We start from the raw sequence: 25,956 nt of genomic DNA, 5'->3' as shown, positions 1-25,956 counted from the left end.
TGTAAATCAACACATTAAAAATAACATTGTGGCGGTCTAATAGGTTCTAATAGGTCTATTATCGTATGGATACAGCTTGCTTGGCGCGCGCCTCATGTCTCGATGGATCATCGAATTTCGGCCATTTTGATCAATTCCATGCAGGCGACAACAGACATCCCTAAAACTTACTTGGCGGCATCATAAATTTCGCCGCGAACACGTCTATCAAAATTGTACTTCAAATCAATCGGATATAACGATTGTGGATCTTCAACGTTTAGAAATCCCGAAGTCACATCTACTTTCCATGGAAGCCAAGTTTTATCATTAACGTTACTAGGTTTATCCAGCGACGAGAAGCCAATTTGATAAGTAGACGACATCGGGCATATCGACTTAATTTTTTTAAGCTCCAAACATCCGTTAGGGCACGACTCGATTTTGATTCGAGCCGGTGTAACAATTAACTTATAGCTAGTCCATATCGTATAAAAATCCTGATGGCTGTACTTGTATGGATAGCGCCCAAAATCGATAGGACCTTTGCTAATAACACCATGCTCATCCAATAGGAAGGCACTCGGGCCTTTCTCATTTTTGATGGTTTTGCATACCGCATCAGATATCTCAGGATGGGTTTCCGCGACGGCGCTGCCAGCGCCAGATAGCGCGATCAACAAGAAGAAAACTCGCTCACAACGGCCAGTCAAATTAATGGCTAATTTGTTCATTTAAAAAACTTTCATATCGAGCAATTAAATCATTCATAGTGTAGGTGTAATAGCTGCCCCCACGCTTTTCTTTACGAGTTTGGCTTCCACCTGGCAAGCTAGACCAAGTCAGGGTAAGACATGATACCGCTTTGGCTATTTCACCTTTGCGAATCAGCGCTAAGGCGTTCCCTTGGGGACTATTTTCCAACAATGCCACAGCAATCCGATCCTGTTGCAATGGGGAAAATCCTGTTCCTATTCCCCAACGCGAAGCCGTGAAGCCTTTGTATGTCTTGAAAATAATCTGATAGGCACCAGCTGGCGTTCCCTGTTTATTCGCCTCAAATTCAAAGGGGTGCGTGGCAACATCCGTAAACCGCCGTACGCCGTTGATCGGCGTGGCAGTCATGAAATATCTCTTCGCATCGTCTGCCTCCTCGTGGCATTCAAACTCGCGAATCACCTTAAGAAACGCTCTCAGCCGCAAATCCGGCAACGCATCGGCAACTTTACGGAAAATTCCAGTCGTTACGAAGCGAGAGGCATCTGGAAGCCTCGACTGTTTTGCATCACTGATGTAGGCATCATACGTACGAACATCAATATGCCCGTAATTGGCATCGTTGGGAGGCCGGGGCTCCGGGCCTAATTTAGGTTTCTTTGGTTCAACCCCTCCGTCATATTTTTTCTTGTTCCTTTTTGCTTCCGCGCGGTCTTGTGCATGTCGGGTAACCTCAGCCTCCCACTTGCTCATATCTTGTGCAAACGCAGCTTTTTGCAAATCATAAGCAGCTTTATCTGCAGTGTATTTTTTTTGAGCCGTCTCAACAGCTTTGCGATTCTTTTCTTCCACCTCATCTGGGTAGCGGTAGACCACGATATCACCAGGAAGAGCCCATCTAGCGTCCGGTACCGTACTCGTAACATCCTTGAATCCCTGGGCCAGCAACCATTTTCCCGCGCCCTTGGCAGGAATATCATCGCCGTACCCAGTGACCAATCCCGACCGCCACAGCCCAATCTTCACAGCTGGATAGCAACGTCCGTTGAATATAGTAACCTCCTTGCCCAATCGAGGAGTAAAGGTTTTATTAAGGATTGCGACCTTGATTCCAGCAGAGGTATATTTGTCAGTTTCAAACATCTGCTTCCATTGCCAGGTAGTTTGCTCTTCCATGATATCCACCAACTTCTTGATTTCATCAGGAGGTGCCTGCGTTGCATTACGGACGTTGGGCGGAGCGCTTAACGCCGCTTTAGGGGACTGCGGCGCCGCTGTGGATGGCGTCGGCCTGCCCGGCGGGCTGGGCGCAGCAGCCGGGCCGACGGCAGGCTTTGTGCAGCCGGTGGCGCCGGACTTGAAATCATCCCAGCTCCATAAGCCAAACGTTGGAATTTGATGGCGTTTCGCCCAGTCTGCCGTTCTTTCCTTCAGCGAAGCATGCGGATGGCCGGCTTCATTCCGGCAGGATGTCGGTTCCTTACTGGCAGGCTTGCCGCCGCCAGCAATTTGGCCAGCAGGCGGCGCAACAGGCGCAATGACCGGGGGAGCGGGCGGCGCCTTCACTTCTGGCGGCGCCACCGGCGTCGCTGCGGCCGGTGCTACGGGGGCAGACGCGGAGGGCATCTCGGTAGCAGGCCCCGGCTCACCTTCGTGTAGATCGGTTTGCAAGGCGACTTTGATATGGGGACTAACCGCGCACATATTCATGTCCGCGCACTCCGTGTAGCCCTTGTATTTCGAGACAAATTCTCCGCTTGCCTTGCGCACCAATATTTCGATCGGCTGATACGGCTCCAGACCCGATATCTGAGTGGCGTTGCCCTTGCTGCAGGTCGTGCCGTTGTAGGCCTCTTTGCCGACAATTATTCGATATTTCAGTCCCGATATAGGCTCTCCGGCGAAGTCCAGAATCGCCAAGTTCAAACTGACCGTGCCATCTTCGTCGGCATTCGGCTTTTCCTCCTCGGGAGAGGGGGATGAATCAACGCTTGCTGCCGTCTTCGGAGTGCTGCCTTCGGCGAGTTCAGGTTCTTTATCCGGGATATTGCCGGGCGCGGCTTCGCTCGCCTCGGGCGGGCGCGATTGCACGGGCGTATCGCTACCAATCGGACGAACATTAGTTGCAGCGTCTTCAGGGGCTGCCACAGGCAGGGGCCGCTGATCGACAGGCTCTATTAAAACGGGGTTTTCTTCACTCATACAGGTTCTCCAGTTGGAGGCGTGCTATCTCCAAATTGAGCTGGGCGAGGGGCGGCATGCTTGACATCCACAAATACGCGCCAATCGCCGTCTCCTATAAATAAATCGATCATTTCCTGCTCTTTCGTGAAAATACGTTGCGTGTCTCCGGCGTGACTGGTGACTCCGCTGGCGATTCTTGAACCGCTCTCGTCTCTGACGGAATAAGGCACCTGAGCGAGCGCCTCAGTCGTCAGTGTATCGACGCCAATAAAATTGGCGATATTCACCTGCTGGCTATGCACACCGGGCCAGTCTTGCGGAACTGGTAAACGTGGCAACTGCGGACGCACGCCCGAGGGGCCCGTCAACTCCTTCATCGACGCCTTGAACGTCATCGTCCCCGGCCCGTGGATCATGATGTTGCCGCCCTCCAGCTTGAGGAACGCCCCCTGCGCCGTCAGCATCACATGCTCCTTGGCCGCCACGGTCACGCTCTTGCTCACGCTGGCCACGGTGATCAGCTTGTCCACCGTAACCTTGGTAACGTCCGACTGGCTCTGCACGCTGACCTTGCCGCTGGCCGCATGCAATTTAATGCCGGTTTCCTGGTTCGGCTTGTCCGCGCTGCTGGCTTTGCCATAGGTGAACAGGCTGATGCCGTCCTTCACCAGATGCATGCTGTTGCCCTGCGCCGCGAAGTTCACATCCTGCCCGGCGCTGATACTCGACGTCCCGCCCGCGCGCACGATCGCGCTGGCCGGCGTGGTGGCCGCGATGCCGGCGGGGCTGGACAATTGCAGATGCGGCTCGCTGTACGCCGTCACCTGCCCGGCACCACCCGCATCGCCGCCACCGCCCACCTGCGCGCCGGCCACGACCTTGGCCGCATCGGCCATGGCCGCGATCGCCGGCAACTTCTCCGCTGCGGGTTCATCGGCGCCCTTGCTGTCCTTCATCTTGACGTTATGCTTCTGTGCCGTTTCGGCCACGCTCTGCTGCAACTGCCGGGCTGCATCGATCTGCGCCCGCGCCTCGCGGCTGTCCAACTGCTGACCGCTGCCGCCGTTGCGGGCGTCGGTCGACAGCAGCATGCCCTGGCCGGCGCGCAGCGCGGCGCTGTGTTCCGTCTTCAGCTCGGCGCCGAAGCCTGCCGTCTGCAGGCGCTGGTTATCGGTCTGATGACGCAGGTGGCCTAGATTCAATTCATCGGTGCCCAGATACGCCGCCGCATGCCGCTGCAACGCCACGCGCGGCTCGCCCGGCGTATCGTCGAACACCATCTGGCTGTAGGCGCCGCTGCCGCCCTGGCTGCTGGCCATGGCCTGCGACTTGATGCCCGACAGCACCGCCGGATGCGCATGCGCGCCGCCGTCGCCGGGGAACCAGGCCGGCGCATTGCCGGTCGCCGCGCCGGCGCCCTGGCTGACCTGATTGTGCTGGGCGTCGTCCTGGCCCCTGCCGTTGTAGACACTGCCGATCACCACCGGCCGGTCGATATTGCCGTCGATGAAATCGATCAGCACTTCGCTGCCGATGCGCGGCACCGCCACCGCCCCCCAGTTGGCGCCGGCCACCGCCGCCAGCGAGGTGGCGATGCGCACCCATGTGCCGGCCTGGTCGTCGCCGGGCGCGCCGGTGTGGCCGTCCGGCGCCGGATGGTTCAGGCGACTGTGGCTCTGGCCGCCGCGCTGCCAGTGGAACTGCACCTTGATGCGATGGTCGCGGTCGGTGTGGATGACCGCGCCGGCCGGTCCCACCACCACGGCGGTTTGCTGGCCGCGCACGGTGGGCTTGGGGTGCAGTACGCGGCCATGGCCGTCGACATCGCTGCTGCGGTAAGGCACGCTGCTGCGGATGGCGTCGACGCGGTTGCGGTACAGCGGACGCTCGCCCTTGTCCTGGCCCACCGCGTGCAGGCTGCCGGACTGCTCCTTGGCGATGGTCTGCGCCAGCGCGCTCAGCCCCAGCAGGCCGCTGACCTGGTGCTTGATGTCCGTGCTCAGGTTGTTGTGCACCAGATGCAGCACGCGCAGGGCGACAAAGGTGCGCTCGCTGTCGCCGGCCGCCAGGTCGAGCTGGGCCTGGCCGGTTAGCGTGAAGGTCGTGCCGGGCGCCAGCGTGCGCACCGTGCCCGCGCCAACATGGGTTTCGCGCGTCACCTCCAGCGCCTGCAACTGCTGGTCGGCGATGCGCTGGCCGTGCTCGCGCGACTGGTAGGCGTAGGCGCCCGGCGTGTCGCGGCTGCTGTGCGACTGCCCGCCGATCACCGCGCCGGCCGCGCCGACCGGACGCGTGTTGTTGCTGCGGTAATCCCAGCTGGACACTTCCAGCGTGTCCGGCGTCCAGCGGGCCTCGATACGCCAGCGGTCCATGCTGTCTTCGCGCATCACGGCACCGGGCTGGCTGAAGCGCACCACCGGCTGCGCATTCGGCCGGAAGCTGCCGTTATGGTCGGCGATCACCATGACGTGGCTGCCGAAGCTCTCGCTGTCCGGCGCTCCGCTGTGTTCAAAGTAATAGAACAGGCCCTCTTCACGCATCAGCCGTTCGGCGAAATCGAGGTTGGATTCCTGATACTGACAGGTCAGCGAGCGCACCGGATAGATGCCCGGGTCCTGCACGTCGAAACGCCATTCCGGCACCAGCTTGCCCACGCTCTCCCAGCTTTGAAATAGCGCCGACAGGATGTCGAGGACGTTCTTGTCCTGGAACACGCGGCTGTCGCGGCCATGGCGCAGGAAGCTGTACCACGGGCCGATGGTGAGCGCATAGCGCGCCAAGCCGCCGTCGGCGCCCAGCAGGGCGACGTCGGTGATATGGCCATGGAAATAGCGCGGCCCGCCGACCAGCGCGGTATCGAGTTCAAGCAACGCCGGCTGGCCCAGCAGCGACTTCAGCGGAATATCGGCACTACTCGACAGAACTGTCACATGCAGTGCGTAGCACTGGCTGACGCCTTCTTCGCCGCGCAGGCATTCGACCACCAGCGCGTCCGCCCCCAGCGGTGTGCTCAGGCGTAGCAGACGGGTTTCTTGAGTAAAACTAGTGAGGATATCTAACATGGGGCGGGGTTGTTGATTTGCTATGATTTGACCCCGCATTACACCTCAGAAGTTCATTTCGAGCAAGAGTGATTCAATTGAATCGTATGCCGCCGAGGCGTCATGACTTTAAAGCATTGTGGGAAGTTCGGTCCCGGAAAACCGTTATCTCTGCTTTTCCAGAGTCGCATCCCGAAGATCATCCAAGTAATTAGCCCAGCGCTGCATCATTTGTTTTCTGGCAGGCAGGTGAGCAGTGCGGTTATAGGCTCGCCCGTTGGGGTCAATGACCGCGTGCGCCAGTTGGTGTTCGATGAGATCGACGCGCTCACCAAGCACTTCATCGAGAATGGTTCGTGCCATCGCCCGGAAGCCGTGGCCTGTCATGACTTCTTTTGTGTACCCCATACTGCGCAATGCGGCATTGACGGTGTTTTCGCTCATGCAGCGATCGTCGGTGCGGATGCTGGGGAAAACGAACGTCCCATGGCCGGTCATGGGTTCGAGCTCTTGGAGTATTGTTTGCGCCTGTGTGGACAGGGGGACGATATGGTCCACTTTCATCTTCATCTTCGAGCCTGGGATGCGCCATAGGGCCGTATCAAAATCAAATTCGGTCCATTCGGCCGCCCGCAGTTCTCCTGGACGCACAAACAGCAGCGCGGCTAACTTGAGGGCCGCTGCGGCGTAGGGATGGCCGTTGTAGCCATATATCGAGCGCATGAGGCCCGCTACTTCCTTGGGCTCTGTGATGGCCGCATAGTTGCCCTTCCTGGGCGTGGCGAGGGCTCCTTTAAGGTCTGCGGTGACATCGCGCTCTATGAAGCCGCTGGCGACGGCGAACCGAAATACCTGACCGCAGACTTGTCGCACGCGATGTGCGGACTCGACTGCGCCGCGCGCTTCCATACGTTGAACGGTCAGAAGTACGTCACGCGGCTTGATTGCAGAGATGGGGAGTCGCCCGATGTAGGGAAATGCGTTGCCTTCCAACCAGCCGGTGATTTTTTCCTGGGTGCTGTCTGCGCGGCTGGCCTTGGTCTTTTTCAGCCAGGTGCGGGCGACGGACTCAAACGTTTGATTGGCGATTTCGGAGCGCTGCAGCTTTTCGAGGCGTTTGACGGCGCCCGGGTCGATGCCCTCTGCGAGTTGAACCTTGGCGTCGGCGCGTTTCTGCCGGGCCTTGGCCAGGGTGGTGTGGGGATAGACGCCGAGGGCCAGCGTCTTGCGTCGGTCGAGAAACCGATAATCCATGCGCCAGTATTTACCGGCTGAATTGACGAGGAGATACATGCCTTCCCCGTCCGTGTACTTGTCCGTGGTCCCTTTGGTGAGCTTCAGGGCCTTTATGAAAGTGTCCGTGAGCGCCATCGCCGCCTCCCGTCGTGTGACGGTATTTCTCGGTACTCTAGCAAAAGTACCGGGCGACATACCGTCAAATTTAAGAATGTATGCGATTTGTCAAGCGACAGGCTGAGCCAATAAAAAACCCGCCGTCATAGGGAGATGGGCGGGTTCTGAGATACTGCGAGTTGCTTTGAGTGTAACTGTTGGTGCCGGGAGCCGGAATCGAACCGGCACGCCTTGCGGCGCGGGATTTTGAGTCCCGTGCGTCTACCTATTCCGCCATCCCGGCAACGCGACCCGCATTATCACTGATTTGCCTGCGGGCCGCAAGCCATGGCGCGGAATTTTTATATTTGTGCAAGGTTGGCGGCGGCCGGTTGCCGGTCGCGCTGCTGCTCCAGCAGCGCGAAGATGGCGTCCTTGGACAGCACGTACTGGTCCATCAGCACCTCCTTCAGCTCGCTGATCGCGCCGCGATAGTCGGCGATCGCCTGCAGCGTGTAGGTGTACAGCTCGTCGGCCTTGGCCTGCACCTGGTCGAGCTCGCGCTCCCGGTGCTTAAACTGGCTGTAGTCCAGCTTGGAGCGCGAATACATCGACAGCTGGTTGACCATCATGTCCAGCATGGACGTGGCTTTCTGGATGTCGTTCTGGCTGCCGACCGAAATGCCGCGCGCGCCGTAGAACAGTTCCTCGGCGGCGACGCCGCCGTACAGCTGGATCACGTCGCGCTCCAGCTCTTCGAGCGTGCGCAGGGCGACGTCGTCCGAGGCCGACAGCACATAGCCCAGCGCGCCCAGCTTGGACACCGACTCGGTGCTGATCTTGAGCAGCGGCGAGCGCTCCTTGACCTGCGCCAGCGTCAAGCCCTGGCGCAGCCACGGGTCGATCTGCATGAAGAAGTGGCCCAGCTCGTGCAGCGCCACGCGTTCGCGCTGGCGCGTCTTTTCGGCGCTGGTGGCGCGGTCGGTCAGGCCGATGGTGGCGCGCTCGAAGGCGCGGAACATCAGTCCGGTGTCGATGGCCGCCTGTTCCTGGATGGCGATCATGCTGGCGCGGTCCACCACGGTCTGCAGCAGCGCCGGACTGAGATTGGCGGTGATCTCGGCCACCTGGTCGAGGTCGAGCCGGTCCCAGGCCACGCAGCCGTCGGCCTTGCGCGCCAGGAAGGCGCGCAGCAGTGCGCCGCGCTCGGCCTTGTTGGGCAGGCGGAAATTGATCTTGACCGAGAAGCGGCGCAGCATCGCTTCGTCCATCGCCGAGCTGGCGTCGTCGAAGTTGGAGGCGACCACCCAGATCACGCCCGCGCCCTGGTCGCTGCGCACGCCGTCAAGCAGGCCCAGCAGCGTGTTGGCGGTGTCGTCCTCCCATTTCTTGTCGCCGCGTCCGCGCGGCATGAACAAGCCCTGGGCTTCGTCGAGGAAGATGATGCAGCTGCCGCGCGCGCAAGCCTTGCGATGTAAAGTATGCAAGGCCTTGGCGCCACCGCCGATGTAGCCGGACTCCAGCGCCGAAGCCGAGGCCTGGATCAGCGGCACGTTCAGGCGCTTGGCCAGGTAGCCGGCCAGCTTGGTCTTGCCGGTGCCGGCCGGTCCGGTCAGCATGACATTGAAGGGCTTGTCGATATCGTGCTCGCGATACACCGCGCGGTTGCGGATCATGTCTTCAAGGTGTAACACTTCCTGCTTAATATCCTCCATGCCGATCAGGTCGTCCATGCTGCCGCTCAGCTGGTCCGGGGTCAGCACGGCGGCCGCCACGCCGCTGCCGGGCAGGCCGTTGCGCAGCACGAACAGCACCAGGCCGAGCAGCAGCAGATCGACCGCGTGGCGCCGCAGCCAGCCGCCGGCGCGCGCCAGTTTGCTGTCGTCCTCATCCTGCAGCACCGCGCGGTGCGAGGCCAGGTAGTCGTCGCGCGCGATGGCATACGGCAGGTTGTGCCGCAGCAGCACTTCGCGCTCCAGGCTCAGGTGCGTGGTGGCCGGCACTTTGACCACATACAGCAGCGGATCGCCGCGCAGCTTGAACACATAGCGCGGCGCATCCGACAGCGGCGCCGCCACCAGCAGGTATTCCAGCCGCTGGCGCTGGCCCGGCAGCGCGGTGATTTGCGCGATGTCCTGCGAGCGCAGCACCGGCTGCGGATCTTGCGGCACGTCGGCGCGCCAGCTGAACAAGATCGCCACGGCGACGGCCAACAGGGCCAGCCCCGCGCGCACATAGTTGTTGCGCAGGGCGGCTTGCAATTTGTACCAAGTATTCATGAATGCTATCCGGGCTAAGGCGGTGCGGCTGATATCGGGCTGGAGCGCAAGGATGGGGCGCGGCAGCCGAGGCTGCGGTGGCCGGCGCGCGAGGCGGGGCGCTGCCGTGTGTTGCCCCCAATATAGCTGGACTGTGGAAGTTTGTATCAACTCAGCAGAAAGAAAGGCGCGGCTTGCAACAGCGCCGGCGCGGCCGCCGTTCATCGCGTTTTTTTACGCTTGGCGCACGCGGATTTACCGCTCGTCGCATACGCCTGATCTTGCGCGAAGTCTTTGTTAATCTGCACCTGTCTACCGCTGATCCGAAAAATGCAGCGGTGGCTCCCCGGCAGTTTTAACGACTCAATAATCTTACGGAGCACACCATGAAAACCACTCTCTTCGGCGTCGTCGCCGCTCTTGCCTTCGCCGCCATGCCAGCCGCCCACGCGGACGACACCAGCGTGCAGATCAAAGGCGGCCACGGCCGTTTTCACATGATGCAGGAAGACTTCGCCGACTACAAAAATTCGTATCAGTTGACCAACGGCCAGATCCTGAAATTCAGCCAGCGCCAGGCCCACTTCTACGCCCAGCTCGACAAGGGCGACCGGGTGGAAATCTTCCCGATCGCCAAGGACCAGTTCGTCAGCAACGCCGGCACCCGCTTTGAATTCAGCGATGAGGCCGAGAGCGTCGGTGTGGCCAACTTCGGCCGCCTGCCGCTGGCCCAGGCCACCGGCGACACCATCGTCATGGCCCGCCGTTAAGCCCGGCAAGCTGGCATATCGGGCAAGCCGCCCACCCTAAAAATTGACTGGAGCAAGACCATGAAAACCACTCTGTTGAGCCTGGCTGTAGCCGCCGCTTTGTCCATCGCCGCCGCCGCTTCCGCCGCGCCGGCCTCCGCCTCCGCCGAGGTCGCCAGCGAAAGCGTGAAGATCAGCGCGGCGCGCTACCATATGGAGCCGCAGCAGTTCCTCGACTATCAGTCCTCCTACCAGCTCAGCAACGGCGACACCATGCGCTTCACGCGCCAGGTCGGCCGCTTCTACACTGAGATCAAGGGCCAGGCGCGGGTGGAGATCTTTGCGGTGGGTCCGGCGGAATTCATCACCCGCAACGGTTCGCGCATGGTGTTCGACGACCAGGGCGATTCCCTCACCGTCAGCAACTACGAGCGCCTGCCGATGACGGCCCAGCTGCCGGCCAACACCATCGTCATGGCCAAGCGCTGATGGCGGGTTTTATTTGGGCAGGGTCCAGTGTTCGTACTTCCGTTCCAGGCGCGTCATGGTGCCGTCGCGCCGCATCTCAGCCAGTGCCGCGTTGAGCTGGGCGACCAGTTCATCCGGCACTGAGGGGTTACAGGCCAGATAAACCTTGACCCGGTTGAACACCAGCAGCGGCACCACCTTGTTTGCCCAGTCGTACTGGTTCGGCCCAGGGCTGCCATTGCGCATGCCTACGGCCCACAGATCTATGCGTTTGAGCAGCACCTTCTGCGGGTTGGCCAGGTCGTTGCTGACCGGCTCGACATGAAAACCGCGGCTGCGCAGATACTCGTCGCGCGCATCGCCGATGTAGGTGCCGATGCGCAGATGGCGCGCATCCTCCAGCGTCTTCAGCGGGAACTCGTGATCGGCGCGCCCCCACAGCACCCATTCGGCCTCGTCGGTCGGTCCTATCCATTTGAACAGTTTTTCGCGCTCTTCGGTGCGCGAGGTCGAGTACACGCAGGTGCCCGGCTGTTGTTGCGCCATCAAGAAGGCGCGTTTCCACGGCAGCAGCTCGACGGTGTAGACGGTGCCGGTGCGGGCCATCATTTCGCGCACCTTGTCGGTCTCGCGGCCGGTCACGCCTTCCTGTCCCTGCATGCTGGCGGGCGGCGCGTGCTCGGTCACCAGCGTCAACGACGCGGCGCCGGCGCCGCCGGCCGCCGCAAGTAATAATGACAGGAGAATAATTCGCATAGGCTGGCCGCTTTCTTGATTCAAGCATAGCAGCAATGCGCAGCGGGCGGCAACGCGCCCGCCCGCCGATGATCCTAGTCGGCGCGGCGGTACAAACGGAAACGCTCGTCGCGGTCGGCCGGACGCCGGCCTTCCCACAGCAGGCGCCATTGCTGGTCGCGGTAGCGCGCCGGGATCTCGCGCTCGTCGCGCAGCTTGATGCTGTCTTGCAGCAGCAGCAGGTCGCAGTGGCCGCCTTCGACGCCGGCAAACGGCAGCTGGGCGTAGTACGCGAACGAGGCGCGCTGGGCCGGGCCGACATTGGTTTCGATGCAGCGCGCGCCGGCCGGCAGCTTGTCGGCGATCTGGTGCGCCACGCTGGCGTAGCTCTTGCTGTAATTGACGTCCGGCAGGAACAAGGTCATCAGCAAAATCCAGATCAGGATCAGGCCGCCGGACGACAGCACCACGGCGCGCCACAGCACGGCCGGCTGGCGCGAGATGCGCCAGTGCACCAGCGCGAACCAGCCGGCGGTGGCGGCCAGCGCCACCAGCAGCGCGATCCAGCCCAGCTCGGGATGGAAGCCCGGCACCAGCTTGAGCGCGTTCTTGGCGGCCTTGGCCGGCCAGCCGGTCAGCTTGGCGATCCAGAACAGCCAGATCACGGCCGCGCACAAGGTCAGCGCCATCACCGAGAACCAGTCGATGGCGTTGATGGCGCCGCGCTTCATCGTCAGCAGGCCGAACGCGGCCATGATGGCCAGCGGCGGCAGCAGCACCAGCAGTTGTCCCTGCTCGGGCTGGCCGTTGAACAAGGTCAGCAGCGCGCCCATGGTGACGAAGGCCAGCGGCACCACGATGTGCAGCGCGCGGCGCTGGCGGCGCCAGGCCCACACGGCCCAGCCGGCGAACGGCCACGCCGGCCAGAAGAACCAGACGCCGACGCGCAGGAAGAATTTGAGCGACAGCGCGCTCGGCAGGTCGAACAGGTTGAGGTTCCAGGCCAGCCAGGCGTTCAGCGGCAGCTGGTGGTAGGGTTGCAGCAGTTGCGCCGGCAGCAGCCACAGCGCGGCGACGGCGCCGCCGACGGCGATGGTGGCGCCGAGGTCGCGCATCGCGCGGATGGCCGGCTGGTCGAGGAAGCGGGTGCAGGCGAACAGGGCCAGCATGAGGAACACCGGCGTGACCCAGCCGCGCGTCAAGGTCAGCAGGCCGACCGCCAGGCCGCTGAGGGCGGCGTTGCGCAGCGACGGGCCTTCCACGTAGCGCACGGTGCGGTACAGCAGCAGCGCCACCAGCGACACTTGCAGCGCCTCCGAGGTGGTCTCGTGGCTGTGCAGCAGCAGGCCCAGGCAGCCGAGGTAGAGCAGCACGGCGGCGTCGGCCAGGGTGCGGCCGAAGTCGTCCGGTTCGGGCTGGCCGCCGAAGGCCAGGCGCAGCGGCTGCGCGTCCTGGCGGCGCCCTAAATTAAAGGTGGCGTACCACAGCGACAGCACGCCCAGCAGGAACACGCCGACGGTGCCGACGCGGGCCGCCAGCACCTCGCCCAGCAGCCAGCCAAACAACTTGATGCCGAGCGCGCCCAGCCAGAACGCCAGCGGGCCTTCGTCCGGCATCGACAGACCGGCGATGTTGGGCCACAGCCAGTCCTGCCAAGTGCCGTGGGCCATGGTCCACATGATGCCGAAGCTGGCGGCGTCGTCGTTCTTCCACGGGTCGCGGCCGATCAGGCCAGGCAGGATGTACAGCAGGCCCAGGGCGAACAGCGCCCAGCGCGGCAGTGCCAGGGTAGCGGCGGCGGGAAGACGGACAGGCTTCATCGATCGGTGTGCAAGTGAGAGGTGAACGGGAGTATGAAGGAAAACGCTCGAACAAACAAAAAAAGCAGCCAGAGGCTGCTTTTTTGTTCATCGCGGCGAAAATCAGCCTTGTGCGACTTGGGTCTTCGAGCCAACTGCGCCGAATTTCTGGCGGAATTTCTCAACGCGGCCAGCGGTGTCGACGATTTTGTGCTTGCCGGTGTAGAACGGGTGCGATTCAGCCGAAACCTCGATCTTGATCAGCGGGTATTCTTTACCGTTGTGCTCGATCTTTTCGCGGGTCTGGATGGTCGAACGGGTGACGAATTTGAAGTCGCACGACAGGTCGTGGAACACAACTTCGCGGTATTCTGGATGGATTTCTGGTTTCATTTTGAAGCCTTCGGTTAGTTAGGTAGCCAAACAGCACTTCGTCGGTCGGTCCCGCTTCTTGACCCGATTGCCGCTCACTTGCCAGAGTTAAAGTTAATGCGATCGGCGATTATACCGGCGTTAACGCAAACAGGCAACCGTGCTGGTTGCCTGTTTTGCATGATTGCTGCGGGGTTAATTAACCACCACGCCTCATCATGTCGAAGAACTCACCGTTGTTCTTGGTGGCCTTCATCTTGTCGAGGATGAACTCCATCGCTTCGATCTCGTCCATCGAGTACAGCAGCTTGCGCAGGATCCAGATCTTCTGCAGCTGGTCCGGCTTGATCAGCAGTTCTTCGCGGCGGGTGCCCGATTTGTTCAGGTTGATCGCCGGGTATACGCGCTTCTCGGCCAGGCGGCGCTCCAGGTGCACCTCCATATTGCCGGTACCCTTGAATTCTTCGTAGATCACGTCGTCCATGCGCGAACCGGTTTCGATCAGCGCGGTGGCGATGATGGTCAGCGAGCCGCCTTCCTCGATGTTGCGGGCGGCGCCGAAGAAGCGCTTGGGACGTTGCAGCGCGTTGGCGTCCACACCGCCGGTCAGCACCTTGCCGGAGGCAGGGATCACGGTGTTGTAGGCGCGCGCCAGGCGGGTGATCGAATCCAGCAGGATGATCACGTCCTTCTTCATTTCGACCAGGCGCTTGGCTTTTTCCAGCACCATCTCGGCGACCTGCACGTGGCGGGTGGCCGGTTCGTCGAAGGTCGAGGCGACCACTTCGCCGCGCACCGAGCGTTGCATCTCGGTCACTTCTTCCGGACGTTCGTCGATCAGCAGCACGATCAGCGTGCAGTCGGGATGGTTGGCGGTGATCGCATGCGCGATGTGCTGCAGGATCACCGACTTGCCCGATTTGGGCGACGCCACCAGCAGGCCGCGCTGGCCCTTGCCGATCGGCGCGATCAGGTCGATGATGCGGCCGGTGATGTTTTCGGTGCCGTTGATGTCACGTTCCAGGCGCAGCGGCTCGTTCGGGTGCAGCGGCGTCAGGTTCTCAAACAATATGCGGTGCTTCGAGGCTTCCGGCGATTCGCCGTTGACCTTGTCGACCTTGACCAGCGCGAAGTAGCGCTCGCCATCTTTGGGGGTACGCACTTCGCCCTCGATCGAATCGCCGGTGTGCAGGTTGAAGCGGCGGATCTGCGATGGGGAAATGTAGATGTCGTCGGTGGACGCCATGTAGCTGGCGTCGGGCGAGCGCAGGAAGCCGAAGCCGTCCGGCAGCACTTCCAGGGCGCCGTCGCCGAAGATCTGTTCACCGGATTTCGCGCGCTTTTTCAGGATCGCAAACATCAGTTCCTGTTTGCGCAGACGCGCCGCGTTGTCGATATCAAGACCGATGGCCATCTCCAGCAATGCCGAGACGTGTAGGGCCTTTAATTCAGATAGATGCATATGTGTTGAGTGTCCCGTGACGGGAAAGTAAAGGTAGGGGAGGGAACTGCGTGGTTGTCTCTAAGTTATTAAACGGCGTCGCGGGCGCGGCGCCGTTTTTTGCAGCCTAATACTATCTTACTTAGATATTGCTGTCGATGAAAGAGGTCAACTGGCCTTTTGCCATGGCGCCAACCTTTTGAGCGGCGGCGACGCCGTTCTTGAACAGGATCAGGGTCGGGATGCCGCGGATGCCGAACTTGGCAGGCACTGCCTGGTTGGCGTCGACGTCCATCTTGGCGATCAGGATCTTGCCGTCGTATTCCTTGGCCACTTCTTCCAGGATCGGGGCGATGCTCTTGCAAGGACCGCACCACTCGGCCCAGAAGTCGACCAGCACCGGGCGGTCGGATTTCAGGACGTCGGCGTCAAAAGAACTGTCGGTGATGTGTTTGATATTTTCGCTCATATATTCCTCTATCGAGGTCTGTTGGGGTCAATAACGCCTGGGGATTATGCCATGTTGTCTGCAATCGCCGTCAACGTTGCCGGTTACAGGCAGCAGATGGTGGCCAATTGCGCGAATTCAATGTCTTGGAAGGGATGGCAACAAGGTCGGCAGGCGGGGATGGCGTAAATAATAACCCATTTTTTAGAAATGTGCGGCAGATTGTCAAAACCATCTAAACTATTTGCCATTGTTGTCAAGCACCGGCCCGGGCCGGGCCGGGCAGCGGCTGGCGGCGCGGGCCATCAGCGCGGCCAGCGTGTCGCTCGCCAGCGGCTTGGCGCAGGCGTCCAGCATGGCCAGTCCCTGCGCCTCGGCCAGGCGGGCCGCGGTCTTCAGCACGGCGCCGTCCACGCCCGACAACAGCACCACGCAGCCGCGGTATTGCTGCGCCGCGGCCAGGCGCAGGAAGTCGATGCCGTCCATCACCGGCATGCTCAAGTCGCAAATCAGCAACTCCGGCGGGCGCAGGCGCAGCTCCACCAGCGCGCGGCGGCCGTCGGTCTCGCACAGCACCTCGTGCGCACCGAGGCCGGCGATCATGTCGGCCAGCACCTCCAGCATGAACTTGTCGTCATCCAGCAGCAATACCCGCATGATGTGTTGCCCTACCTAGTTATCGTCGGCGAAAGTGGTGTTGGTCATGATTTGTTCGGTGATCTGTTCCAGCAGCGGCCACAGCTGCGTCAGGATGGCCTGCGCGCGCTGCGCCGCCCGCTCGGGCGGGGCGTCGGCCGGCAGCTGCTCGATCTCCAGCATCAGCTCGCCCATGCCCAGCGCGCCGACGGTGCGCGCGGGCGACTTCAGGCGGTGGCCCAGCTCGCGCACCCGCGCCAGGTCGCCCCGTTGCAGCGCCCGCTCCATCTGGCCCAGGCCTTCCTGGGTGTTCTGCAGGAACTTGAAGGCGAACTTGCGCACCTTGTGCGGATGATAGCCCAGCAGCTTGGCCAGGATCGACAGGTCGATCACCGCCGGGTCGCCGCCCAGCGTGGTCTTGAACAGCGGCCGCGCGGCCAGCGCCGGCGCCGCGCGCGGGGCGTCGTCGCTGCGTTCGGGCAGCCAGTTGGCGATGGTCTGGTACATCAGCGCCGGCTGGATCGGCTTGGAGATGAAGTCGTCCATGCCGGCCTCGATGCAGCGCACCCGGTCTTCGTTGGTGGCGGTGGCGGTCATCGCCAGCACCCGCATGTCGGCCAGGCTGGGGTCGGCGCGGATGCGGCGCGTGGTCTCCAGGCCGTCCATCAGCGGCATCTGCACGTCCATCAGCACGCAGTCGAACACGGTCTGGCGCAGCAGCTCCAGCGCCTCCATGCCGTTGGCCGCCAGGCACACCGAGGAGCCGACTTCCTCCAGCATCTCCAGCGCGATCTGCTGGTTGAAGGTGTTGTCCTCGACCAGCAGGATGCGGGCGTTCTTCAGCGCCGCCATCACCGCCGCGCTGCGCGAGGAGGCCAGCAGCTCGGCGGCGGCGTCCTTGACGCGGTCGATCAGCGCCGGCACCGTGGCGCTGCTGATACCCAATCGCGCGGTGAACCAGAAGGTGCTGCCCAGGCCGGGCCGGCTGCGCACGCCGACGTCGCCGCCCATCAGCTGCGCCAGCTGCTTGCAGATAGCCAGGCCGAGGCCGGTGCCGCCGTATTCGCGCGTGGTCGAGGTGTCGGCCTGCTGGAACGACTGGAACAGCTTGTCGATCTCGGCTTCCGACAGGCCGATGCCGCAGTCGCTCACTTCGAAGCGCAGCAGGCAGCCGTTGGCGTCGCCCACCACCTGGCGCACCCGCACCTCGATCCGGCCCTTCTCGCTGAACTTGATGGCGTTGTTGGTGTAGTTGATCAGCACCTGGCCCAGGCGCAGCGGATCGCCGCGCAGCACCTTGGGCAGCGTGGGGTCGAGGTCGAACACCAGCTCCAGGTCGCGGCTGGCCGCCTTCGGCGCCACCACCGTGGTCAGGGTCTGGATCACGTGGTCGAGCGCGAAGTCGACTTGCTCGATCTCCAGCTTGCCCGCCTCGATCTTGGAGATGTCGAGGATGTCGTCGATGATGCCCAGCAGGTGCTCGCCGGCGAAGCGGATCTTTTCCAGGTAGTCGCGCTGGCGCGGATCGAGGTCGGTCTTCAGCGCCAGGTAGGCCATGCCGATCACGCCGTTCATCGGCGTGCGGATCTCGTGGCTCATATTGGCCAGGAACTGGCCCTTGGTCTGGCTGGCTTCCTCGGCCAGCATGCGGGCCTGGTTCAGTTCATCGGTGCGGATCGCCACCCGCTCCTCGAGGTGTTCGTTCAGTTCGCGCAACTGGTCTTCGCCGCGCTTGCGGTCGGTGATGTCGGTCAGGCTGGCCACCACCAGCGGCACCATGCCGCGTTCGTCGCGTATCGGCTCGGCGTTGACCGATAGCCAGTGCACCTCGCCGTTGGCCTGGCTCACGCCCATCACCACGTCGCGCACCGAGACGCCGGTGACGATGGCCTGCTGCACCGGATGGCTGGCGACGTCGAACGGCGAGCCGTCCTCGCGCACGCCGCGCCACAGGCGGCCGCCGTCGACCTCCAGCGTGTGCGCCAGCGAGTGCGCCAGCATCTGCGCGGCGGCGGCGTTGCTTTCCAGGATATAGCCGTCGCCGTTGATCATCACCAGGCCGTTGGTGACGGCGTTGAAGATCGACGCCAGCCGCTGGCTGGAGCTGCGCAGCGCGCTGTCGGCGCGGCGCCGTTCGGTGATATCGGTCAGCATCGCCAGCGTGCCGGCGTAGTGGCCGGCGTCGGAGTTGATGACGGTGGTCGACAGCAAACACCACACCACGCTGCCGTCGCGCCGCAGGAAGCAGACGTCGCCCTGGCAGGCTTCGCCGGCCAGGCGCCGCTGCAGGTGCTGCTTGAGCAGCGCGTGGCCGTCGTCGTCCATGAAGTCGGTCATGGCGCGGCCCAGCATCTGTTCGACGTCGTAGTCCAGCATGCGCGCCATGGTGGGGTTGACGAAGCTGGTGCGGTCGTCGGCGCCGGTCATCCAGATGCCCTCGGCGGCGGTCTGCACGATCAGGCGGTAGCGCTCGGAGCTGGCGTGCAGCGCTTCCTCGGCGCGCTGGCGCTGGGTCATGTCGCGCAGCGCCATCACCACCAGCTCCTGCCCGGCCAGCATCACCGGCGCGATGTGCACCATCGCCGGGAAGCTGCCGCCGTCGGCGCGGATCGCGCTCAGCACCCGGCCCGGCAGGTTGGGGCGCGAGAACAGCTCGCGCGTGCGGCCGTTGCTGCGCATGGCCTCCGGCGCCAGCTGCTCGACCGAGCGCCCGGCCATCGTGCCGGCGTAGCCGAAGCTGCGGGCGCAGGCCGGATTGGCGTAGCGCACCCGGCCGCTCTTGTCGGCGATCAGCATGGCGCCCGGCGTGGCGTCGACCACGGCGCACATGCGCGCCTCCTCGGCGGCGGCGCGCTCGCTGATGTCGGCCATGGTGCCGGTGGCGCGCAGCGGCCGGCCGGCGGCGTCGCGCTCGACGATCATGCCGCGCGCCAGCACCCAGATCCAGCCGCCGTCCTTGGTGCGCATGCGGTGTTCGCTGAAGATCTGGTTGTTCAGTTCCGAGGTGCTGACCAGGCAGTCCTGGATGGTGCGCTCGACGCGCGCTTGGTCGTCCGGGTGCACGTGGACCAGCCACTGTTCCAGCGTCGGCGTGAATTCGCCGGCGCCGTAGCCCAGCAGCGCGCCGTAGCGCGGCGACAGCACCAGCACGCCGGTGTCGAGCCGCCATTCCCACATGCCTTCGCCGGTGCTCTCGAGCGCGAAGCTGGCGATGCGTTCGGCGTCGCCCAGTTCCGCGCGCGCCGTCCGCAGCGCCGCCGCCTGCCGCCGCAGGCGCCACAGGCCGGCCGCCGTCAACAGCAGCAGCAGCGTCGCCGCCAGCGCGCCGGTGTAGCGCAGCAGGCGGTCGCTGGCCTGCGGTTGGTACAGGAAGCCGTCCAGCTTGAAGTCGGCCGGCAGCATGCCCTGCTCGATGTAGGCGCGGGCGATGGCTTGCCAGCGTTCGGGGTTGCTGTAACCGAGTTCGATCAAGCCCTGCTCCAGCAGCGGCGCGATGTGCTGGGCCTCGTACATCAGGTGCTCGCGGCTGTGGCGCTCGGGATAGCGGGCCCGTATCAGGTCGGCGATCTCGCCCGGATGCGCCATCGCGTAGCGCCAGCCGCGCAGCGTGGCGTCGCGCAGCGCCTGGGCGCGCAGCGGATGTTCGCGCAGTTCGCTTTCGGTGGTGTAGAGCGTGTCGCCGTAAAAATCGTCGCCCAGCATGCGCGGCGACAGGATTTCGTAGCCGACGCTGGCGCGTTCGAGCAGGTACGGCGCCTCGGTGACGTAGATCGACATGGCGTCGGTCCGGCCTTCGAGCAGGTCTTCGATGTTGTAGCTGTGCGGCGCCTGGACCAGGCTGTCGAGGCGCACGCGCTGCTTTTTCAGGAAGACGATCAATTCCTCGTTGTTCGGCGCCAGCATCACGCGGCTGCCGGGCCAGGGGCGCGGCTGGCCCTCGGCGCCGTGCCGCACCAGCAGCGCGCTGGCCGAGTGCTGGAAGATCGAGGCCAGCGCCACCACCGGCTGGCCGCGTCCGCGCGCCACCAGCAGCGAGGTGTTGCCGACGCCGTACTGGGCGCGGCCGTCGAGCACGGACTGGGTCGGATCGTTGCCGGGGCGCGCCTCGAGCAGCGTGACGTCGAGGCCGACGTCGCGGTAGTAGCCCTGGTCCTGCGCCGCGTAGTAGCCGGCGAACTGGAACTGGTGCGTCCATTTGAGCTGGATGCTGACCTTTTCCGCCGCCTGCGCGCCATCGAGGCCGCAGGCCAGCACGAGCGCGGCGGCCGTCAGGCTGCGTGGCAGACGGCGCCAGAAGAGGGTCCGGCCGGACCTGGGACGGCGGTGCGACAAGAGCTTCCCTTTCAATCCGCAAGGCATTACTTATTTCGCTATGGCCGGGCAACTATAGCATCGAAGGTTGGGCTTTAGTCGACTAAGTTGTAAGCAATGCCTTATTGCGCGAAGCTGCCGGCGAACTGGTAGCGGTGGCCGGGGTGCCACATGGTGGCGATCGAGGCGACCTGGCCGTTGGAACGGGTCTGGCGCTTGAGCACCAGGCAGGCTTGTTTGGTGTCGATGGCCAGCATCTCGGCGATGTCGCGCGGGGCGGCCAGCGCTTCGATGCTGTAGCTGGCGCCCTGCAGCGGGGCCGCCTTCATCAGGTATTCGTTGGGCGTGATGGCGGCGTAGTCCTGCTCCATGTAGTCCGGCGCGCACAGCGGATTGGCCCAGCGGTCCTCGACCTGGATCGGCACGCCGTTCTCGAAGTGCACGATCACCGAATGGAACAGCGGATGGCCGGCCGGCAGCTCGAACTGCTTGGCCATCAATTCGCTGGCCTTGACCCGCTCCAGCTGCTGCAGGCTGCTGCGGTGGGCGTGGCCGCGGGCGCGGATCTCGTCGGCGATGGATTTGATCTCCAGCAGCGTGGCCTGGTACTTCTGCTGGGCGACATAGGTGCCGGAGCCCTGGCGGCGGGTCAGGATCTGGTCGGCGGTGAGCTCGCGCACGGCGCGGTTGACGGTCATGCGCGACACGCCGAACTGCTTGACCAGCGCCTGCTCGGACGGGATCACGTCGCCTTCCTTCCAGGTGCCGGCGGCGATCTGCGCCACCAGGTAGTCCTTGATGCGCTGGAATATGGGGGTACTGTCTTGCAGGGCTTGTTCGTCGTCCAAACGGTTTCTCCGAGGGCGCGCCAGGCTGGCGGCAAGTGGGCATTTTAGCATCGGCTGCCGGCCCGACGTACAATCTACAATTCAAAAGCAAGAGCCGGAGTGCGTCGCGGCGCGGCGCTGGATAGGATGGCTGCATTCCTTATCCGATCATGGAGTCTGAGATGGGCAAGACAGCAAACAAAGAAGTGACGCGCACCGCCTACCAGGGCGATGAGCTGCGCTGGGCCGCCGTGCGGCAGCGCGACGCCGGCGCCGACGGCGAGTTCTGGTATTCGGTGCGCAGCACCGGCGTGTACTGCAAGCCGTCGTGCGGGGCGCGGCCGGCGCTGCGCAAGAACGTGGCCTTCCACGACAGCCGCGAGGCGGCCGAGCAGGCGGGCTTTCGTCCCTGCCTGCGCTGCAAGCCGGACCAGCCGCCGCTTGCCGAGCGCCAGGCCGCCATCGTGGCGCAGGCCTGCCGCCTGATCGACGCCGCCGCCGCCGACGCCGAGAGCGCGCCGGACCTGGACAGCCTGGCGACGGCGGTGGGCGTGAGCCGCTTCCATTTCCACCGCATGTTCAAGGCGGTGACGGGGATTACGCCCAAGGCCTACGCCAACGCCCAGCGGGCGCGCCGCATGCAGGACGGGCTGGCGCAGCAGGCCACGGTGACCGACGCGATGTACGCGGCCGGCTACAACTCCAGCGGGCGGTTCTATGCGCAGTCGCCGTCGGTGCTGGGCATGACGCCGACCGCCTTCCGCAACGGCGGACGCGGCGCGCAGATCCGCTTCGCCATCGGCGCCTGTTCGCTGGGCGCGATCCTGGTGGCCAGCACGGAGCAGGGCATCTGCGCGATCCTGATCGACGACGATCCCGATGTGCTGGTGCGCGATCTGCAGGACCGCTTCCCGAAGGCGGAGCTGATCGGCGCCGAGCCGGAATACGAACAGGTGGTGTCGCGCGTGGTCGGCATGGTGGAGCGGCCGGAGATCGGCCTCGACCTGCCGCTCGATGTGCGCGGCACCGCCTTCCAGCAGCGCGTGTGGCAGGTGCTGCGCGAGATCCCGGCCGGGCGCACGGTCAGCTATGCGGAACTGGCGGCGCTGGTCGGCTCGCCCAAGGGCGCGCGGGCGGTGGCCGGGGCCTGCGCGGCGAACGCGCTGGCGGTGGCGATACCGTGTCACCGCGTGGTGCGCAACGACGGTGCGCTCTCCGGCTACCGCTGGGGCGTGGACCGCAAGGCCGCGCTGCTGGACCGGGAGGCGGGCAAATGAAAGGTGAAATGCAAAACAGTGAGTTCGATTTCGGCGGCGGCGCGGCCGAGCGCAAGCCGCGCAAGCAGCTGCCGGTGAGCGTGGCGCCGCCGTCCGCACCGGCTGCGGCGCCGGCGGGCAGCGCCATCCCGGCGGGCGGCGACGCCGACGCAGCCGCCCAAGCCGCGGCCAACGCGCTGGCGCTGGCCAACGCCCGCAAGGCGGTCGGCGCGGCGGCCGGCATCGCGGTGCACGTGGCGGGGCTGGACTGGCAGGCCATCGCCGATGAGCTGAACGCGCACGGCTACGCCATCGTGCCCGGCATGCTGGGCGCCGACGAATGCGTCGCCATGGCGGCGCAGTACCGGCAAGCGGCGCTGTTCCGCAGCCGGGTGGTGATGGCGCAGCACGGCTTCGGCAGCGGCGAGTACCAGTACTTCCGCTATCCGCTGCCGTCGATGATCTCGGCGCTGCGGCAGTCGCTGTATGGCCCGCTGGCCGACATCGCCAACCGCTGGCACGAGCTGATGGACATGGAGGCGCGCTTCCCGCCCGACCACGCGGACTTCCTGGCGCGCTGCCACGCCGCCGGCCAGCAGCGTCCGACGCCGCTGATGCTGCAATACGGCGCCGGCGACTACAACTGCCTGCACCAGGACCTGTACGGCGAGCACGTGTTCCCACTGCAGGCGGCGATCTTGCTGAGCCAACCGGGCAAGGACTTCGAAGGAGGGGAGTTCGTGCTGACCGAGCAGCGCCCGCGCATGCAGTCGCGGGTGGAGGTGGTGCCGCTCAAGCGCGGCGACATGGTGATCTTCCCGGTCAACCACCGGCCGGCGCAGGGCGCGCGCGGCGTCTACCGGGTCGCCATGCGGCATGGCGTGAGCCGGATCCGCGCCGCGTCGTCAGGCCCCACCGCGAGACATACGCTGGGACTGATTTTTCACGACGCGACCTGAACGCTTTTCTGCGTCTGGTACAGACGGGCGTAGATGCCGTGCTGCGCCAGCAGCGCCTCGTGGCTGCCCACTTCGGCGATGCGGCCGCCGTCCAGCACCACGATGCGGTCGGCGTTTTCGATGGTCGACAGGCGGTGCGCGATGACCACCGTGGTGCGGCCCCGCATCAGCACTTCCAATGCCGCCTGCACCAGGCGTTCGGACTCCGTATCGAGCGCGCTGGTGGCCTCGTCCAGGATCAGGATCGGCGCGTTCTTGTACAGCGCGCGGGCGATCGCCAGGCGCTGGCGCTGGCCGCCCGACAGCCGCAGGCCGTTCTCGCCGACCGAGGTCTGGTAGCCGTTGGGCTGGCGTTCGATGAATTCGTGCGCATGGGCGGCGCGGGCGGCCGCCTCGATGCGCTGCAGCGACGGCTCGGGATCGCCGTAGGCGATGTTGGCCGCCAGCGTGTCGTTGAACAGCACCACGTCCTGGCTGACCAGCGCGATCTGCTGGCGCAGCGAAGCCATGGTGTAGTCGCGCAGGTCGACGCCATCGAGCTTGATGCTGCCGGCGCTCACTTCGTAGAAGCGCGGCAGCAGCGCGGCCAGCGTGGTCTTGCCGCTGCCCGAGCTGCCCACCAGGGCCACCGTCTCGCCGGCGGCGATGTCGAGCGACACCCGGTCCAGCGCCGGTTTGGCGTCGGCGTCGGCGCCGTAGTGGAAGCTGACTTCCTCCAGCGCCAGGCGGCCGATGGCGCGCTCCACCGTTTTGGTGCCGGTGTCGGCCTCGGCCTCGGTGTCGATCAGGCCGAACACGGATTCGGCGGCGGCCAGGCCGCGCTGCATCGGTTCGTTAATCTTGGTCAGGTTCTTGATCGGCGACTGCATCGCCATCAGCGACGACATGAAGGCCACGAAGGCGCCCGGCGTCAGCGCGCCGGCCTGCGCGCGCAGCAGCGCGAAGTAGATCACCGACGACAGCGTGATCCCGATCAGCAGCATGATGATGCCGGAGTTGAGCGCCGACGTCGCCGCGTGCTTGACGGCCAGCTGGCGATTGAGCTTGACCACGCCGTCGAAGCGGGCCTGCTCGTACTTCTGGCCGCCGAAGATCTTCACCACGCGCTGGCCGCTGATGCTCTCGTCGAGCACATTGGTCAGGTAGCCCATGGCCGCCTGCGCGCTCTTGCTCAGGTGGCGCATGCGGCGCCCGGCGAAGGTGACGATGATGGCCACCAGCGGCAGCAGGCCAAGGCAGAACAGGGCCAGTTGCCAGTCGACGATGAACAGCGTGGCCAGGTAGCCGATGGTGGCGACCGAATCGCGCACCGCCACGTTGACCACGGTCAGGCCGGCCTGCGCCACCTGGGCGGCGTCGAAGGCCACGCGCGACAGCGTGGTGCCGGTGGAGGATTGGTCGAAAAAGCCGTTCGGCAGGCGCATGATGCGGGCGAACATCAGCTCGCGCAGATTGGCCTGCACCCGGCTGCTCAGCCACGCGGCGCCGTATTCGCCGGCGAAGCTGGAAACCATGCGCATCACGGCCAGCCCGAAGATCACCGCCGGTATCGACCACAGCGCCGCGTTGACCGGGTCGTGCGGCAGCAAATGCTTGAGCCAACCCTGCACTTCGGCCAACAGGCCGGCCGCCGGACGGACGGCGGCCAAGGTGTGGCTGGGGGCCAACGCGTCGACGACGTTTTGCAGTTGTTGAATCAGCATGACGTCGGTGGCGGCGGCCAGGCCGACCGCGAACAGGGTAACGACGCCGATCCAGGCGTAGGGGGAGAACTGCTTGAGCAGGCGTAAATAGAGTAGGCGGCTGGACACGAGAGGTGCTTATCGGGCGGCAAAGACTGCATTGTAACCGGCTTGCACGGCCGCAGCCGCCAGCTAACGCGTTGTTCAATCGAAACACTTCGAGGTTTAAAAAACCTTTATCCGACAAAAATTACTGTAATGCAAAAAAGCTGGGACTAAAATGAATTCGCACTGCGATAGTTTCCTCGTGTACTTTCAGAGAGGTGATATGGATCTGCATTCGCTCTTTCCGCGGCGGCGCCTGGCGCTGCTGCTTGCGACGGCGCTGTTGGGCGGCGCCTCGTTGTCGGCGCAGGCCGAACTGGCCATCATCGTGAATCCGCAAAACCCGGCCACCCGCATGTTCCCGTCCCAGGCGGCGCAGTTCTTCCTGGGCGGCTCGGTGCAGTTCACGCCGGTGGAACAGGCGGAAAATTCGCCGCTGCGCGCCGAGTTCTGTAAAAAGGTGCTGGAGAAGTCGCCGGCCCAGGTCGAAGCCATCTGGTCCAAGATCGTCTTCACCGCCAAGGGCAAGCCTCCCAAGGAATACAAGAGCAGTGCCGAAGTCAAGAAAGCGGTGGCCGACAACGTCAACGCCATCGGCTACATCGAAAAATCGGCGGTGGACGACACGGTCAAGGTCGTGGCGATCGTTCCTTGAAC

The 25,956-nt window shown here is 63.9% G+C and carries 19 protein-coding genes and 1 tRNA gene; 5 read left to right on the top strand and 15 right to left on the bottom strand.

From position 1 onward, the window contains the following. Positions 1 to 167: 167 nt before the first annotated feature. From RUGAMON1_RS09755 to RUGAMON1_RS09730, 6 genes are all read right to left on the bottom strand, one after another. Entirely contained in the window at positions 168 to 713 is a 546-nt protein-coding gene (locus RUGAMON1_RS09755; RefSeq protein ID WP_445230316.1) for a hypothetical protein, read from the bottom strand. Beyond that, positions 694 to 2,898, bottom strand: coding sequence for a hypothetical protein (locus tag RUGAMON1_RS09750; protein ID WP_445230315.1), 2,205 nt, complete (start codon positions 2,896 to 2,898; stop codon positions 694 to 696). The genes RUGAMON1_RS09755 and RUGAMON1_RS09750 overlap by 20 nt, the downstream gene beginning before the upstream one ends. Then, positions 2,895 to 5,942, bottom strand: coding sequence for a type VI secretion system Vgr family protein (locus RUGAMON1_RS09745; RefSeq protein ID WP_445230314.1), 3,048 nt, complete (start codon positions 5,940 to 5,942; stop codon positions 2,895 to 2,897). Before RUGAMON1_RS09745 ends, RUGAMON1_RS09750 begins: the two co-directional genes overlap by 4 nt. A 144-nt stretch (positions 5,943 to 6,086) precedes the next feature. Next, entirely contained in the window at positions 6,087 to 7,292 is a 1,206-nt protein-coding gene (locus tag RUGAMON1_RS09740; protein WP_445230313.1) for a tyrosine-type recombinase/integrase, read from the bottom strand. Positions 7,293 to 7,472: 180 nt separating this feature from the next. Beyond that, a tRNA-Leu gene (locus RUGAMON1_RS09735) sits at positions 7,473 to 7,557 on the bottom strand. Between the two features lie 58 nt (positions 7,558 to 7,615). Further along, the gene (locus tag RUGAMON1_RS09730) at positions 7,616 to 9,532 is read right to left on the bottom strand and encodes an AAA family ATPase (protein WP_445230312.1); all 1,917 of its coding nucleotides are present in this window, start codon (positions 9,530 to 9,532) and stop codon (positions 7,616 to 7,618) included. 365 nt (positions 9,533 to 9,897) lie between these two features. Here RUGAMON1_RS09730 and RUGAMON1_RS09725 point away from each other — a divergent pair, with 365 nt between their 5' ends. After that, the gene (locus RUGAMON1_RS09725) at positions 9,898 to 10,281 is read left to right on the top strand and encodes a gel scht (protein WP_445230311.1); all 384 of its coding nucleotides are present in this window, start codon (positions 9,898 to 9,900) and stop codon (positions 10,279 to 10,281) included. Between the two features lie 60 nt (positions 10,282 to 10,341). Further along, entirely contained in the window at positions 10,342 to 10,749 is a 408-nt protein-coding gene (locus tag RUGAMON1_RS09720) for a hypothetical protein (protein WP_445230310.1), read from the top strand. Between the two features lie 9 nt (positions 10,750 to 10,758). Here the strand turns inward: RUGAMON1_RS09720 and RUGAMON1_RS09715 are convergent, their stop codons facing one another. From RUGAMON1_RS09715 to hutC, 8 genes are all read right to left on the bottom strand, one after another. Then, positions 10,759 to 11,484 (bottom strand): substrate-binding periplasmic protein, encoded by a 726-nt coding sequence (locus RUGAMON1_RS09715; RefSeq protein ID WP_445230309.1) that lies wholly within the window; start codon positions 11,482 to 11,484, stop codon positions 10,759 to 10,761. A 74-nt stretch (positions 11,485 to 11,558) separates the two neighbouring features. Further along, complete coding sequence (locus RUGAMON1_RS09710; protein ID WP_445230308.1) at positions 11,559 to 13,283, bottom strand: ArnT family glycosyltransferase; 1,725 nt, start codon at positions 13,281 to 13,283, stop codon at positions 11,559 to 11,561. A gap of 102 nt (positions 13,284 to 13,385) precedes the next feature. After that, positions 13,386 to 13,655, bottom strand: a complete 270-nt coding sequence (locus RUGAMON1_RS09705; RefSeq protein WP_116991849.1) for a type B 50S ribosomal protein L31 — start codon at positions 13,653 to 13,655, stop codon at positions 13,386 to 13,388. 178 nt (positions 13,656 to 13,833) lie between these two features. Beyond that, positions 13,834 to 15,096 (bottom strand): transcription termination factor Rho, encoded by a 1,263-nt coding sequence (gene rho / locus RUGAMON1_RS09700; RefSeq protein ID WP_116991848.1) that lies wholly within the window; start codon positions 15,094 to 15,096, stop codon positions 13,834 to 13,836. A gap of 121 nt (positions 15,097 to 15,217) precedes the next feature. Next, positions 15,218 to 15,544 (bottom strand): thioredoxin TrxA, encoded by a 327-nt coding sequence (gene trxA, locus RUGAMON1_RS09695; protein WP_020701014.1) that lies wholly within the window; start codon positions 15,542 to 15,544, stop codon positions 15,218 to 15,220. A 219-nt stretch (positions 15,545 to 15,763) separates the two neighbouring features. Beyond that, complete coding sequence (locus tag RUGAMON1_RS09690) at positions 15,764 to 16,180, bottom strand: response regulator (RefSeq protein WP_445230307.1); 417 nt, start codon at positions 16,178 to 16,180, stop codon at positions 15,764 to 15,766. 15 nt (positions 16,181 to 16,195) lie between these two features. After that, positions 16,196 to 20,491 (bottom strand): PAS domain S-box protein, encoded by a 4,296-nt coding sequence (locus RUGAMON1_RS09685; RefSeq protein WP_445230306.1) that lies wholly within the window; start codon positions 20,489 to 20,491, stop codon positions 16,196 to 16,198. Positions 20,492 to 20,592: 101 nt separating this feature from the next. Next, on the bottom strand, positions 20,593 to 21,369 hold the full coding sequence (gene hutC, locus RUGAMON1_RS09680) for a histidine utilization transcriptional repressor HutC (RefSeq protein WP_445230305.1): 777 nt from the start codon (positions 21,367 to 21,369) through the stop codon (positions 20,593 to 20,595). 98 nt (positions 21,370 to 21,467) lie between these two features. Between hutC and ada the strand changes: the two genes are divergently transcribed. Together ada and RUGAMON1_RS09670 are read left to right on the top strand one after the other, a co-directional pair. Further along, a complete protein-coding gene (gene ada, locus RUGAMON1_RS09675) occupies positions 21,468 to 22,574 on the top strand; it encodes a bifunctional DNA-binding transcriptional regulator/O6-methylguanine-DNA methyltransferase Ada (RefSeq protein WP_445230304.1) in 1,107 nt (368 codons plus the stop codon). Positions 22,575 to 22,582: 8 nt separating this feature from the next. Further along, the gene (locus RUGAMON1_RS09670; RefSeq protein WP_445230303.1) at positions 22,583 to 23,512 is read left to right on the top strand and encodes a 2OG-Fe(II) oxygenase; all 930 of its coding nucleotides are present in this window, start codon (positions 22,583 to 22,585) and stop codon (positions 23,510 to 23,512) included. Here the strand turns inward: RUGAMON1_RS09670 and msbA are convergent. After that, complete coding sequence (gene msbA, locus RUGAMON1_RS09665; protein ID WP_445230302.1) at positions 23,497 to 25,323, bottom strand: lipid A export permease/ATP-binding protein MsbA; 1,827 nt, start codon at positions 25,321 to 25,323, stop codon at positions 23,497 to 23,499. The two genes, RUGAMON1_RS09670 and msbA, sit on opposite strands and share 16 nt — an antisense overlap. Positions 25,324 to 25,522: 199 nt before the next feature. On the opposite strand from msbA, the gene RUGAMON1_RS09660 reads away from it, so the two are divergent. Beyond that, positions 25,523 to 25,954 (top strand): type 2 periplasmic-binding domain-containing protein, encoded by a 432-nt coding sequence (locus RUGAMON1_RS09660; RefSeq protein WP_445230301.1) that lies wholly within the window; start codon positions 25,523 to 25,525, stop codon positions 25,952 to 25,954. The last annotated feature ends 2 nt before the right edge of the window (positions 25,955 to 25,956 follow it).

Origin of the sequence: Duganella rhizosphaerae (assembly GCF_040364205.1) — a bacterium.
Lineage (GTDB): Bacteria > Pseudomonadota > Gammaproteobacteria > Burkholderiales > Burkholderiaceae_D > Rugamonas > Rugamonas rhizosphaerae.
The sequence above is the reverse complement of the archived record's forward strand: the minus strand, read 5'-3'. Positions and strand labels throughout refer to the sequence as shown.

Excerpts from the sequence above, each read along its gene's own strand:
- RUGAMON1_RS09730 (WP_445230312.1), bottom strand. The coding sequence starts at position 9,532 with ATGAATACTTGGTACAAATTGCAAGCCGCCCTGCGCAACAACTATGTG.
- RUGAMON1_RS09690 (WP_445230307.1), bottom strand. The coding sequence starts at position 16,180 with ATGCGGGTATTGCTGCTGGATGACGACAAGTTCATGCTGGAGGTGCTG.
- RUGAMON1_RS09740 (WP_445230313.1), bottom strand. The coding sequence starts at position 7,292 with ATGGCGCTCACGGACACTTTCATAAAGGCCCTGAAGCTCACCAAAGGG.
- RUGAMON1_RS09710 (WP_445230308.1), bottom strand. The coding sequence starts at position 13,283 with ATGAAGCCTGTCCGTCTTCCCGCCGCCGCTACCCTGGCACTGCCGCGC.
- RUGAMON1_RS09745 (WP_445230314.1), bottom strand. The coding sequence starts at position 5,942 with ATGTTAGATATCCTCACTAGTTTTACTCAAGAAACCCGTCTGCTACGC.
- RUGAMON1_RS09715 (WP_445230309.1), bottom strand. The coding sequence starts at position 11,484 with ATGCGAATTATTCTCCTGTCATTATTACTTGCGGCGGCCGGCGGCGCC.
- RUGAMON1_RS09670 (WP_445230303.1), top strand. The coding sequence starts at position 22,583 with ATGCAAAACAGTGAGTTCGATTTCGGCGGCGGCGCGGCCGAGCGCAAG.
- hutC (WP_445230305.1), bottom strand. The coding sequence starts at position 21,369 with ATGCTAAAATGCCCACTTGCCGCCAGCCTGGCGCGCCCTCGGAGAAAC.
- trxA (WP_020701014.1), bottom strand. The coding sequence starts at position 15,544 with ATGAGCGAAAATATCAAACACATCACCGACAGTTCTTTTGACGCCGAC.
- RUGAMON1_RS09660 (WP_445230301.1), top strand. The coding sequence starts at position 25,523 with ATGGATCTGCATTCGCTCTTTCCGCGGCGGCGCCTGGCGCTGCTGCTT.
- RUGAMON1_RS09720 (WP_445230310.1), top strand. The coding sequence starts at position 10,342 with ATGAAAACCACTCTGTTGAGCCTGGCTGTAGCCGCCGCTTTGTCCATC.
- RUGAMON1_RS09750 (WP_445230315.1), bottom strand. The coding sequence starts at position 2,898 with ATGAGTGAAGAAAACCCCGTTTTAATAGAGCCTGTCGATCAGCGGCCC.
- RUGAMON1_RS09725 (WP_445230311.1), top strand. The coding sequence starts at position 9,898 with ATGAAAACCACTCTCTTCGGCGTCGTCGCCGCTCTTGCCTTCGCCGCC.
- RUGAMON1_RS09705 (WP_116991849.1), bottom strand. The coding sequence starts at position 13,655 with ATGAAACCAGAAATCCATCCAGAATACCGCGAAGTTGTGTTCCACGAC.
- RUGAMON1_RS09755 (WP_445230316.1), bottom strand. The coding sequence starts at position 713 with ATGAACAAATTAGCCATTAATTTGACTGGCCGTTGTGAGCGAGTTTTC.
- ada (WP_445230304.1), top strand. The coding sequence starts at position 21,468 with ATGGAGTCTGAGATGGGCAAGACAGCAAACAAAGAAGTGACGCGCACC.
- rho (WP_116991848.1), bottom strand. The coding sequence starts at position 15,096 with ATGCATCTATCTGAATTAAAGGCCCTACACGTCTCGGCATTGCTGGAG.